Source organism: Jannaschia aquimarina, from assembly GCF_000877395.1.
GTDB lineage: Bacteria > Pseudomonadota > Alphaproteobacteria > Rhodobacterales > Rhodobacteraceae > Jannaschia > Jannaschia aquimarina.
On the sequence record NZ_JYFE01000016.1, the window covers coordinates 44,667 to 56,495 of the forward strand.

Annotated in this window: 14 protein-coding genes; 3 read left to right on the plus strand and 11 right to left on the minus strand. The window is 66.0% G+C overall.

Annotated elements, in window-relative coordinates:
* From jaqu_RS02750 to jaqu_RS02780, 7 genes are all read right to left on the minus strand, one after another.
* The gene (locus tag jaqu_RS02750) at positions 1-474 is read right to left on the minus strand and encodes a GNAT family N-acetyltransferase (protein WP_236687739.1); all 474 of its coding nucleotides are present in this window, start codon (positions 472-474) and stop codon (positions 1-3) included.
* A gap of 19 nt (positions 475-493) precedes the next feature.
* A complete protein-coding gene (tsaB, locus tag jaqu_RS02755; RefSeq protein WP_043917411.1) occupies positions 494-1,117 on the minus strand; it encodes a tRNA (adenosine(37)-N6)-threonylcarbamoyltransferase complex dimerization subunit type 1 TsaB in 624 nt (207 codons plus the stop codon).
* Complete coding sequence (locus tag jaqu_RS02760) at positions 1,114-1,518, minus strand: GFA family protein (protein ID WP_043917412.1); 405 nt, start codon at positions 1,516-1,518, stop codon at positions 1,114-1,116. The genes tsaB and jaqu_RS02760 overlap by 4 nt, the downstream gene beginning before the upstream one ends.
* A 25-nt stretch (positions 1,519-1,543) precedes the next feature.
* Positions 1,544-2,104, minus strand: a complete 561-nt coding sequence (locus jaqu_RS02765) for a NifU family protein (RefSeq protein ID WP_043917413.1) — start codon at positions 2,102-2,104, stop codon at positions 1,544-1,546.
* Between the two features lie 81 nt (positions 2,105-2,185).
* Positions 2,186-3,562, minus strand: a complete 1,377-nt coding sequence (locus jaqu_RS02770; protein ID WP_043917414.1) for a hypothetical protein — start codon at positions 3,560-3,562, stop codon at positions 2,186-2,188.
* Complete coding sequence (locus jaqu_RS02775; RefSeq protein WP_043917415.1) at positions 3,556-4,011, minus strand: universal stress protein; 456 nt, start codon at positions 4,009-4,011, stop codon at positions 3,556-3,558. Before jaqu_RS02775 ends, jaqu_RS02770 begins: the two co-directional genes overlap by 7 nt.
* 65 nt (positions 4,012-4,076) lie before the next feature.
* The gene (locus jaqu_RS02780; RefSeq protein ID WP_043917416.1) at positions 4,077-4,937 is read right to left on the minus strand and encodes a branched-chain amino acid aminotransferase; all 861 of its coding nucleotides are present in this window, start codon (positions 4,935-4,937) and stop codon (positions 4,077-4,079) included.
* Between the two features lie 94 nt (positions 4,938-5,031).
* Here jaqu_RS02780 and jaqu_RS02785 point away from each other — a divergent pair, with 94 nt between their 5' ends.
* Both jaqu_RS02785 and jaqu_RS02790 read left to right on the plus strand, forming a co-directional pair.
* Complete coding sequence (locus tag jaqu_RS02785; RefSeq protein WP_043917474.1) at positions 5,032-5,490, plus strand: pyridoxamine 5'-phosphate oxidase family protein; 459 nt, start codon at positions 5,032-5,034, stop codon at positions 5,488-5,490.
* Positions 5,487-5,975 carry a YdcF family protein gene (locus jaqu_RS02790; RefSeq protein ID WP_052500735.1) on the plus strand — a complete coding sequence of 163 codons (489 nt, stop codon included), beginning with the start codon at positions 5,487-5,489 and terminating at the stop codon, positions 5,973-5,975. Before jaqu_RS02785 ends, jaqu_RS02790 begins: the two co-directional genes overlap by 4 nt.
* Here jaqu_RS02790 and jaqu_RS02795 read toward each other — a convergent pair.
* The 3 genes from jaqu_RS02795 to jaqu_RS02805 form a co-directional block, all read right to left on the minus strand.
* The gene (locus jaqu_RS02795) at positions 5,947-8,244 is read right to left on the minus strand and encodes a glycosyl hydrolase family 28-related protein (RefSeq protein WP_043917417.1); all 2,298 of its coding nucleotides are present in this window, start codon (positions 8,242-8,244) and stop codon (positions 5,947-5,949) included. The two genes, jaqu_RS02790 and jaqu_RS02795, sit on opposite strands and share 29 nt — an antisense overlap.
* A gap of 189 nt (positions 8,245-8,433) precedes the next feature.
* Positions 8,434-8,829: a DUF4864 domain-containing protein gene (locus jaqu_RS02800; RefSeq protein WP_043917418.1), complete on the minus strand. Its 396-nt coding sequence runs from the start codon at positions 8,827-8,829 to the stop codon at positions 8,434-8,436.
* 60 nt (positions 8,830-8,889) lie between these two features.
* Positions 8,890-10,464 (minus strand): lysine--tRNA ligase, encoded by a 1,575-nt coding sequence (locus jaqu_RS02805; protein ID WP_043917419.1) that lies wholly within the window; start codon positions 10,462-10,464, stop codon positions 8,890-8,892.
* Between the two features lie 87 nt (positions 10,465-10,551).
* On the opposite strand from jaqu_RS02805, the gene jaqu_RS02810 reads away from it, so the two are divergent.
* Complete coding sequence (locus tag jaqu_RS02810; protein WP_043917420.1) at positions 10,552-10,980, plus strand: tellurite resistance TerB family protein; 429 nt, start codon at positions 10,552-10,554, stop codon at positions 10,978-10,980.
* A gap of 18 nt (positions 10,981-10,998) precedes the next feature.
* Here jaqu_RS02810 and yaaA read toward each other — a convergent pair whose 3' ends face one another.
* A complete protein-coding gene (gene yaaA / locus jaqu_RS02815) occupies positions 10,999-11,769 on the minus strand; it encodes a peroxide stress protein YaaA (protein WP_043917421.1) in 771 nt (256 codons plus the stop codon).
* Between the last annotated feature and the right edge of the window lie 60 nt (positions 11,770-11,829).

Genomic DNA, 11,829 nt, shown 5'->3' on the forward strand with positions numbered 1-11,829 from the left:
TCAACCGGCCTGCTGGGTCTGACGCAGGGTCCTTTCCATCAGGATGGCGTCGACGTCGCCGTAATAGGCAGGCCGACGACCTACCGCACTCCATTGGGCGCCTTCATAAAGCGCGAGGGCGAAGTGGTTATCGGCGGCGACTTCGAGGAACATTCGCGTGGCACCCCGCCGACGCGCCTCGGTTTCGAAACACCGCAGAAGCGTACGGGCGATCCCGCGCCGGCGGAACTCAGGATCGACAACGAGGGTAAGCAACTCGCATTCGTCGGCGACGACACGGCCCAGGGCAAATCCCTCGGCGGCGTCGCTTTCCGATATGAAGAAGCAGGCCGGGTCGGCGAGCGCCTTCCGGAAGGACGGTGCTGACCAGCGGGCCGGCCCATCGAAGGCGCGTGCATGGATGGCCGCAAGCCGGTCTGCACTGAGGTCGTTCATTGCCCTCCCATTGTGCACATCTTCGAGGCCGGACGCCACGAATTTGATTGCCGCATGGTCAGCCCGGCAGGATCATCGGTGGTCGGTCCGCGGGCTTCGCAGCATCGGCGGCTCGCAGGTAGATCGGCGCGGGCCGGGGCCTTCCCGGTCCGGCGCGCGCGCTGGCGATCCGTGCGATCGACGCCGCAAGGGGCGCGGCTTCGACGTAGTCCACCCCGTCGAGGCGTTCTGCACCCGGTCCGGCGACGCGGGTCGGCCAGCCCTCTGGCCATGGATCTCCGGCCGAGAGCGATACGACGTGGCCTCGATGCCCCAAATGGAGCCCTCCGCGCGGTGCCGGCAGCGCGACGGTGACGTCCCCGCGCTCCAGGGCCAGCGCATCAATCGCAGAGACGCCCTCGGCCGGGATGTCCAACCCGAGGGATAGGCCGCGCGCCGCGGCGACGCCGAGCCGGATGCCGGTGAAGTTGCCGGGCCCCGTCCCCACGCCGAGCGCGTCGATCTCCTGCCAATCCGCTCCACCTTTCCGGAGCACATCCGCGAGGAGCGGCAGCAGCCTCTCCGCCTGTCCGCGCGCCATCTCTTCGTGGGCTTCGGCGACGATCTCCCCCTTGTGCACAAGGGCAGCCCTGCAATGACCTGCGGACGTGTCGAAGCCCAAAACGAGGTCGAGCCGCCTCATTTCACAGGATCGAGGGCGGCGCGTCCGCTTCCTGCTTCCCTCGGCACATCGTCGGATATCGTCAGCCAGGGCAGGGCGGAGGCGGAATGGCAGTGCAGGACGGGTGCCAGGTCGGCGGCCTTGTCCAGCACGCCGACTGGCACGAAGACCTGCCCAGGAAGATAGTCGAAACACGCCGCCATCGGACTGCCGCATGACCGGCAGAACCAACGCGCGACGCCCGCGGAATGCGAAACGGGCTTACCGGCCCGAACATCCACCGCCTCGCTCCGAAAGGCGGCGAAGGCCGCCACCGGCGCGCCGGTCACGCGCCTGCAATCGGCACAATGGCAATAGGTCACGATCTCCGGCTCGCCCGTCGCGACGACGCTGGAGGCGCCGCAATAGCACCGCCCGGTCATGTCTGACGTCGCGTCGCTGCCCGGGTCAGAGCCCGACAGGGCGAACCTCGAGCACTTCGGGAATGTAATGACGCAGAAGGTTCTCGATCCCCATCTTCAACGTCATCGTCGAGGAGGGACAGCCCGCGCAGGCGCCGCGCATCTGAAGATAGACCACGCCCCGGTCGAAGCCGTGAAACGTGATGTCGCCGCCATCCTGCGCCACGGCGGGCCGAACGCGGGTGTCGAGAAGTTCCTTGATCTGGCCGACCACTTCCTCGTCGGCCTCGTCATGGTTTGAGCCGTGCGCGGCCTCCGCCTCGCCTTCCATCGCCGGATCGCCGGACTGGAAATGCTCCATGATCGCGCCGAGGATCGACGGCTTGACGTGATCCCACTCGGTGCCGTCGGTCTTGGTCACCGTCACGAAATCGTTCCCGAGGAAGACACCCGTGACACCGTCGACGGCGAAGATACGCCTCGCGAGAGGGCTTTGCGCACCCGCGTCGGCGGTGGGGAAGTCCGCCGTCCCCGCGTCGAGAACGGTCTGGCCGGGCAGGAACTTGAGAGTTGCTGGATTCGGCGTCGTCTCGGTCTGAATGAACATGGTGCGTCCCTCCGGCTGCGGACCTTCTATGTGCGCGGCGCCGGGTTGAGTGTCAAGGATCTGGAACGGTTCTAAACTGCGTCAGTCGCCAGCGCAGCGGATCGTGATCAGAGACCAGCCGAGCCGTGTGTCGCCCTCTTCGCTGCCCGGGATCTCGACCACGCCCTCGTAGAACGGGACCCGCGCTTCGATCAGCCGGTCCGCGAAGGCGGAGGCCGGGACCGCATCCCCGGACCGCCCGCCCAAGGCCATCGCGACAACCCGTCCCGATGCGTCCAGAAGAGGGGTGCCGGCAATGCGCCGTTCGTCCCCGCGCCGGAAGGCCGTGCGCGTGCCGCTGGCAGGCTCCGTCAACGCGGTCCGCGAAAGGCGCACTCCCTGTTCGGCGCGACGCTGTGCAAGCCGGACTTCCGCTCCCCGCCTCAGAGACGTCTGCGCCGCGACAGGGATCCAGTTCTCTCCCCGTCCGGCCTGCGAGACCACCGCGATCCCGAGGTCGCGGTCGACGAACTGGACCGAGAGCGCGGTGCCGCGATGGGACTCGATCCGCCGGTCGCAGCGTTCGACGGCCGCCGCGCTCGTCACGAGGTCCGTCGTGTTGACCCTGAACGCGGTCGCGACCCCGGTCCGCGCCTCGTCATCTCGCGCGGCCGGCCGTTCGTCGCGCCGGTTGCGGACCGCGTTCCGCAGGACCAGTTCCAGGGCTTCCTCGATCGTGACGCGGCGCGGACCTTGTGGCGGTCCGGAAGGCTGCTCGCGCGGTTCGATCCGCTCCGACACGTCGCGGCCCGGCGGCGGCGCCAGCGACGGCTGACGCTCCCGCGCGATGGAGGCCGCGATGAGGCGCATCCGCCCCGCATTTGCATCGTCCGCGATGATGACATGCGTAAACCACCGGACGCCCTCCCGGTCGGAGCGGACATAGGCGCTGACGCCTTGCCGCAACCGCCCCGAGGTGATCAGCCTGTCGCTGCGGCGCGCTTCGTAAGGCGAGCCCGATATCGCATCTCGGAAGGCGTCGTGGACGTCTTCCGGCAGGAACGGATCCTGCTGGAAACGCACCACGAGGCCGCCATCGGCAGACGAGTAGCGGATCTCTCCGGGCGTATTCCGGCGCTCGAGCAGGGCTTCGGGCAGCAGATGAGAGATCCGTGCGTCCTCGTGCCAGATCTGGCGCCACCCTCCCGAAACCCGTTCGGCTTCGAAGTCCTGGATCAGCCGAGCGACCGCGCGTCGGTTCGGCGCACGCCCCGTCTCGCGGCGCGACCACTCTTCCAGCGCGCTTTGCGTCCCGCGCCCCCAATCGCCGTCGAGAAATGCGGTATAGTCGCCCGAATAAGCCAGCGCGGCCTGCACACGTCTCACATCGGCGGGCGGTAGGTCACGACCATCGAAGCCCTGGGCCATCGCGGACGGGGCGGCCAAGATCAGAAGAAGAGCAAAGATCCGGATCAGCATATCGCCTCCAGTTGTTCCTTTGAAAGGTTTCCGGGCACGATGGTGATCGGGACGGGCAATGTGCCTGAACTCTTGGAAAGCTGCGTGACGAGCGGCCCGGGCCCGCCCTTTTCGGAGCTCGCGCCAAGCACCAGGACGCCGATCTCCGGGTCCTCCCTGACCTGACTGAGGATCTCTTCGACGGGAACGCCTTCGCGGATGACGAGATGCGGGTCGAGATCGTGCTTGTCGCGCATCCATTTCGCGAAGACCTCGAAATGCGCCACGATGCGATCCCTCGCTTCTTCGCGCATCAGGTCGCCGACGCCGATCCAGTGGTTGAACTCGTCCGGCGGGATCACCGAAAGAACCTCGATCCCACCGCCTGTCTTCTGGGCCCGCATGGAGGCGAAACGCATGGCGTTGAGGCATTCGCGGCTATCGTCGAGAACGACGAGGAATTTTCTCATGCTCCCCCCGGGCCTGATGGTCCCGCGTCAGGATGACGCCCGATCCCGACCCTGTCCACCATGCATCAGGCCGAGAGCGCCCAGTCCCAGTACATCTCGCGAACCCGTCGGGTGACCGGGCCGACCTGATATTGACGATCATCGAACGCGGTCACCGGGGTCACCTTCGTCAGATTGCCCGAAAGGAAGACCTCGTCGGCGTCGCGGAAATCGTCGAAGGTCAGGACCGTCTCATGGCAATCCACACCATCCGCGCGCAGATTGGAGAGATGGCGCGCGCGGGTGATCCCGGACAGGAACGTCCCGTTCGCAATCGGCGTGAAGACTTCACCGTCCTTCACGATGAAGACGTTCGACGTGGCGCTCTCGGCCACGTTGCCCATGGCGTCCGCCACCAGCGCGTTCCCGAACCCCTTCGCCTGCGCCTCGGCCAGCATCCGCGCGTTGTTCGGATAGAGGCATCCGGCCTTCGCGTCGCACACGTTGTCTTCCAGGACCGGGCGTCGAAATCGCGTTGTCGTCAGGGTCGTGGTCTTGTCCGGGCCGTACATCGGCACTTCCTCGAGGCAGATGGCAAAGCCCGTCTCCTCGCGCGACGGCACCAGACCAAGCTCGCTGCCGTGGATGCCCCAATACATCGGCCGGATGTAGATCGCCGCGTCGGGCGCAAAGCCCTCGAGGCCCTCATGGATCAGCTCGACCATCCGTTCGGGTGTCATCGTCGGCTTCAGCATCAGCGCCTCGGCGCTGCGGTTCACCCTGGCGCAATGCCGGTCGAGGTCGGGCGTCACCCCTTCGAACCGCCTCGCGCCGTCGAAGACGCTCGACCCTTGCCACAGACCGTGGTCGGCCGCGCGCATGACCATGGCGTCGCCGTCATGCCAGGTGCCGTCGAACCAGGTGCAGATCGCCTTTCCGAATGCCATTCCGTGTCTCCTTTGCGGAAAGACGCTAGGACGGCGGACCCGGGGCGTCCAGCGGGCCTTGCGCTGCGGGGCCGAAGGTTTCACCGTCTTTCGGATGGATCCCTATCGCCTCGTCGACGCGGACGCCCTGTCGCTTGCCGCCACCTTGCGGGCGTCTCAGTCCTGTGCGCTCGGGACGCTGACGGACGGTGCGCCGGTCGTCAGCCGCGCCGCCTGCCTCTGGGTCGCAGGGGTGGGCCTCACCCTGCTGGTCTCATCGTTGTCCGATCACGCGAAATCGCTTCGGGCCGACCCGCGCTGTTCCGCGCTGCTGGGCGATCCGGGGACCAAGGGGGATCCGCTGACCCACCCGCGCCTGACGGTCCGGGGCCGGGCCGCGGTCTGTGCCAAGGACGAACTGCGGACCGAATGGCTCAAGCAACGCCCCAAGACGAAGCTCTATTTCGACTTCGCCGACTTCGCGGTCTGGCGCATCGAGGTCGATGACGCGCTCCTGAACGGGGGGTTCGGAAAGGCCTATCGCCTGTCCCCCGAGGATCTGGAGCGGGCGTGATCGCGGCGATCGTTCTCGGCGCTGCGGTCAGGCCGGACGGGACGCCGTCGGAGACCCTTCGACTGCGCTGTCTGCACGCCGCGGATCTCTTTCACAGGGGAACGGTCGATCTTCTGGTTCCGACCGGGGGCGGCCCGGAAGACAGAGCCGAAGGTCGGATCGGGGCGGCTCTGATGCACGAGGCGGGCGTCCCGATGGACCGGATCCTGCCGGAAACCGTCTCGACCTCCACCCTGTCCAACCTGACCCATGCGCTGGCCCTGTTGCCGGCCGGGGTGGAGCAGACGGTCCTGGTCTCGAACCGGTGGCACCTTCCCCGCGCGCTTATGATCGCGCGCATCGTCGGACTGCCGGACCCGGCCGGATCGGGTCCGGCCGGGCAGGCGCCGCCTCTCTGGACGGCGCGCCAGATGCTTCGGGAAGGGGCCGCCATGGCCCCTTCGGCGGTCAGGGCAATCAGGTGGGCGCGTCGCAGCGGGCCGTGACGAAGACCTTGCCGCGGGCCGGAACCCGCCAGTTCACGCGGACCGATCGCCGATTCGCTCCGATCCCGCCCGCGCAATAGGGCATGTCCCAGATCGTTGCATTGGCGTTGTCCTTGATGCGCCCTTCCGGAACGATGGCGGTCACGACCCGCGCCTCGCCGCCGAAGGGCAGGAAATCGCTCAGGTCGATGTCCCAGGTCGTGTCGCCGGTGCTGCTGACGATCGGAACCGTGACCGGGTTCTGGATCTGCTTGCCGATCCCGTGGAACGTGTTCGAATGCACGGCCACATCCACGAACCGGCCGTAGTCGAGATCCGCGTGGGTCGTATCGACCAGATCTACGCGGTCCAGCGCCTGCCCCTTGATCGTCTTGAACGTGTTCGCGGTGATGCTCATGCCGTTCAGATAGTGACCTGATCCGAAGGGTTTGACATGGATCGGTGCGTAGTTCCGGCTGACATTCGACGAGAAGATGATGTTCCCCGTGATGTGAAGGCCGCCAAAGCTCAACTCTCCGGAGAAGTCGGGCGCAGGGTCGTACTCGTTCGTCCACTCGATATAGCAATTGTCCACGTAGTTGGCCGAGAAGACCGTCTTCGCCTGAGGCTCCGCGAAGACGATGCCCGCGGTCCGCGGCCCAAGGCTTACGGTGTCGCCCTGGAAGAAGTGGTTCCCGGTCACGATGTGACCCGTCCCGCCCATCACGGCCCAGGTGCGGAACCTGACGGCGCGGTTGTTCCGGATCTTGGTGTCGTTCTTGTTTGTGTTGAAGCCGATCGTATGGCGGTCGGCCACGTCCTGGCCGCTTTCGGACGACAGGAACTGGCACCGGTCGATCAGAAGCCCCTGACAGCCTTCTGCATGACTTGTCAGGCCGCGGTCCTTCGGTCCGGTGAAGAAGCAATCCTTCACGTGGAAGATCAGACCGACCTTGGGCAGAAGGATTCCGCTCGCCTTGTCGGCCAGCAGGAATTCGATGTCCTGCAGGACGAAGCGTTGCAGGTTGTCGAAGCCCGAGAAGTCCAGCGCGTATTTGAAGCGGTGGAAGGTATAGGTCTGCGATGACGGCGCGCCCCAGAGCGGCTGGCTCAGATAGAGTCGGTTGCGTGCCACGTCCTTGCCGGACACGTAGACCTCGCGGCCAACGCCCTGGCCCGCGACCACAAGGCTGCCGACCGGGATGGCACTGACATTCGCGACATCCGACAGCTCTTTCGGGCGATCCGGGTCGTAGGTGCAGGCTTCGCTATGGGTCTCGGTGTTGAAGGCCGGGCCATCCTGGATGTGGATCTGCCCGTTGCGGATCTTGCGCTGGTTCGCGTAGCTCCGTTTGTCGCCCACAGCCGCCTGCACGTCGGTCGGCTGGGTCAGCTCGACCCGGCGGCCCATCATGTCCAGCGTATCGTGGTCGGTGAAGTCGAACAGCGCCTGGATCGCCTTCTGGAAGCCCTCCTGCTCGTCGCCGAACGCGTCGATATAGGTGGGCAGGTCGTAGCTCCGCACCAGTTGAAGCCGCTTGGATCGCGGCATGGTGACCGTTCCCTCGAACCGGACCGCGCTGTCGATCGTGACATGATCCGTCAGCCGGTAGGTGCCCGCACTCACAAGCACCGTGCGCCCGTCGGCGGCGTTGTCCGCGGCAAGGAAGGCAGCGGTGTCGTCGGTGGACCCGTCGCCCACGGCGCCGTAATCGCGCACGTCCACGACGTCGATCAGGTCACGGAGAAACGCGCCTGTGATGTCTTCGACCTCCAGATCGTCGATGCGGATGATCCCGCCCGTCGGCCCGGTCAGCGACAGGCCCACATGGACATGCCGGACCCGGTCGTCCCAGGCCAGATCGACGCCGCCCCGCGCGCCGGTCCCGAGGATCCCCTCGACCACAACGACATCGCCATAGCTCCGCAGCGAGATGGCGGGCGCATCCTGGGGCAGCCCGCTGACGACCCCTCCACCGCTGTTGATCGGCACACACGAGACCGTCACGTCGGGCAGGTTACCCGAGACCATCTTCACCCGGGCCCGGACCCGCAGGTAGCAGCCGGGCGTCACGGGGATCCGCGTGAACCAGCGCAGAGGCTGGACGGACATGGTCTTGGAGATCTCGACACAGCCGCCGAAATCCTGATCGGCGGGCACTACGACCGCGTCCGAGCGGTTGATGTAGCTGTCGTCGCCATGCCGGCCGTTTTGGCTCGACCAGTTCTGCAAGCCGTCGATGAACGGATCCGGCGTAAGCTGCAGACCCTCGGTGATCGCCTTGTTCATGTTCCGAACCCCTTTCGTCGGACCCCCTGGAACGAAAGGAGGATCGCGCCGGGCCTGTCCCGGGTCGCGATCCTCTGTCCGTGAGCGAATGGCATGCGAGGCAAATGCCACGCGGCCGATGGGGGCGATTCTTCGCCTCGAGCGCCTAACGGAGGGTTAAGGGGGGCGGGGCAGCGTGCGGTAGGCCGTTCAGACGGCCGGGGCGCTCGACTCCAGAAGCTGCACGCCGGCGATGCGCCAGCCGTCCGGCGTCTCGATCATCCGGTAAAGAAGCTTGTGAAGCCGCCCGGAGCCGTCGGTGATCAGCACCTCCTGTTCCCAGGCTGCGCCGATGTCGCGGGCCCCCAGATACTCGACCTCGGCAGGGCGCCAGACCATCGGATAGCCCTGCTGGACCATCGTCCCGAAGTTCCCCGGCGTGCGAAAGATGCTCCGGATGCCGGGGGCCGCGAAGGTGAAGGCTGTGGCGAAATCGTCGGCGCGGAACGCTTCGATCTGGCTGTCGATCGTGCCCTGGATCGCCACCTCGTCCGCAGCGGCGGGCGAGACGAGGACAAGGGAGAAAGCTGTCAGGATGGCGCGCATGGATCGGATCCTCCTGCCGGCAACCGTAGCTCTTGGCCCGAGGGGATCAATTCCCCTGCGTCACGCCGCCGCCAGCTCCCCCGCCAGGGCGCGGCGGATCAGGGCGATCGTTTCGTCCACGCCGTAAAGCGCGATGAAGCCCCCGAAGCGCGGCCCCTGATCGGCACCCAGCAGGACCTGATAGAGCGCCTTGAACCAATCGCGCATCGGGTCGAACCGGTCGCGGCCGACATCGTAGATGATCTGTTGCATCGCCTCGTCCGTGACCGGGCCATCATGCTCTTGCAATCGTATGCAAAGCTCCTCCATCGCCTCTCGCTCCTGCCCGGTCGGGGCACGGAACACTTTGGTCGGCTTGACGAAATCGTTGTAGTAGCGAACTGCCCCTTCCGCCGCGCGATCCAGCTGCGGGTTGCCGTCCGGGCTGGCTTCGGGCGCATAGCGGCGGATGAATCCCCACAGCGTCTCCTTGTCCTCCGCCCCTGCGACCGAGGCGAGGTTCAGGAGCATCGAGAACGGGACGACCATGTCGCTTTCGGGCACGTCGCCCGAATGGATGTGGAAGACGGGATTGGCCGCCTTCTGTGCGTCGTCCTGACCGGGATAGGCACGCAATTGTTGGTGGTACTCGTCTACCGCCTTCGGGATCACGTCCCACCAGAGCCGCTTGGCGGTTTTGGGCTTCTGATACATGAAATACGACAGGCTTTCGGTCGCGGCGTAGGTCAGCCATTCGTCGATGGACAACCCGTTCCCCGACGACTTGGAGATCTTGCTTCCTTCGGCGTCGAGGAACAGCTCGTAAGTGAAGTGCTCCGGCGGACGGCCACCCAGGACGCGACAGATGCCGTCATAGATCGGCGTGTTGGTCGAATGGTCCTTGCCGTACATCTCGAAATCGACACCGAGAGCGGCCCAACGGGCGCCGAAATCCGGCTTCCATTGCAGCTTCACGTTCCCGCCGGTCACCGGCAGGGTCCATTCGCGGCCCTCTTCGTCGTCGAAGGTCACCGTGCCCTGTGCAGAATCCACATTTTTCATCGGGACGTACAGCACGCGGCCTGTTTCGGGGTGGATCGGCAGGAAGATCGAATAGGTTTTCCGCCGTTCCTCGCGCAGCGACTTCAGCATGATCGCCATGACATCGTCGTAGCGCTCTGCGGCGCGGCGCAGGACGTCGTCGAACTGACCCGAACGATAGAACTCCGTGGCCGAGATGAATTCGTATGCAAAGCCGAACGTGTCCAGGAACCGGCGCAGCATCGCATTGTTGTGATGGCCAAAGCTCTCATGCGTTCCGAACGGATCGGGGACCGATGTCAGCGGCTTCTGCAAATGCTCCGTCAGTGCTTCGGGGTTCGGGACGTTGCCCGGCACTTTCCGCATTCCGTCCAGATCGTCGGAAAAGCAGATCAGGCGTGTCGGGATGTCGCTGATCACCTCGAACGCGCGGCGGATCATCGTGGTCCGGGCCACCTCTCCGAAGGTCCCGATATGGGGCAGGCCCGACGGGCCGTAGCCGGTTTCGAACAGGACATGGTCCTTGCCCGCCTTCTCCACGCGTTTCAGCAGCCGGCGGGCCTCTTCGAACGGCCAGGCCTTCGATTGCATCGCTGCGTCGCGGAGCGCGGTCATGATCGGCTTTCCTTCGGCTGAAACAGGGCGCTCACCTATTGCGGCAACGCGGCACGGTCAATAAATCCCGGCGGGAAAGGGGGCGCCATGGCCGAGATCACGAACGAGCAGGGCTTCTCGCCCCAGGACGCATTGGTGGCGTTGATGATCACCGTGTCGGTCTCGGATGCGACGATCCGCACGGCCGAGCTTCTGACGATCGAGCAGATCGTCGATCACCTGCCCATCTTCGCCGAATACGACGCCGACCGGATGCAATCCGTCAGCCAGACCGTCTTCGACCTGCTGGAGGAGGAGGACGGCCTCGACGCGATCATCGGGCTCGTCCGCAATGCCGTCCCCTCGACCCACTGGGAAACGGCCTATGCGCTGTCCTGCGACGTCGCCGCCGCCGACGGCAATCTGCGTCAGGCCGAGTTGCGCCTGCTGCAGGAGTTGCGCCACGAACTGGAGATCGACCCGCTCCACGCAGCCGCGATCGAGCGGGGCGCACGGGCGCGGCATCTGAGCCTGTAATCGAAGGCCTGCCTGCGGTCAGGCGGCCCTGGCGGCCTCTTCGCTCCGCAGGAACACCGGCTCTGTCTCGGTCGACTCATCCGGCTGCCAGACGTAGCCGCCAGTCGTGAAGTCCCGCAATTGTGCCGGGTCTTCGATCCTGGTCTCGGCCACAAAGCGCGCCATGGCCCCCCGAGCCCTCTTTGCGTGGAACGAGATGACCTTCGGGCCGCCCGGCCGGTCTTCCTGGAACACGGGCGTGATCACCGGCAGGGTCAGCGCATCGCGGTCCACCGCGCCGAAATACTCCTGGCTCGCGCAGTTCAGGAGCCATCGCGCCCCGACGGCCTCTGCCTGCTCGTTCAGGGCACGTGCGATCCGGTCGCCCCAGAACGCATAGAGATCCTTGCCCCGTCGCGTCGCGAGCTTCGTTCCCATCTCCAGCCGGTAAGGCCGGATCGCATCGAGCGGGCGCAACAGCCCGTAAAGGCCCGAGAGGATGCAGAGGTGGTCCTGCGCCCACCGAAGCGCGTCCCGATCCAGCGAGGGGGCGTCGAGACCGGCATAGGTGTCACCCGCGAAGGCGAAGGCCGCGGGCTTCTCTTCGGCGGTATCCCAGTCGCGGAAGCGATCCCGGTTGAGACGCGCCAGATCCTCGGAAATCGACATGAGACGCTGCAGGTCGCCGATGCCCTGACGCCGGGCGGTCGTCAGCAGGGCCGCCGTGTCGTCCTCGAAGCGCGGGCGCGTCGGATCGTGGTCCACAGGTGTCAGGTCGAGCCGCTTCGCGGGCGAGATTACTGTCAGCATGGGCTTCCTCCGGTCTTACGGGCAACCTATCCTTCGGCGCAGCAGGCTCAAGGGATCCGG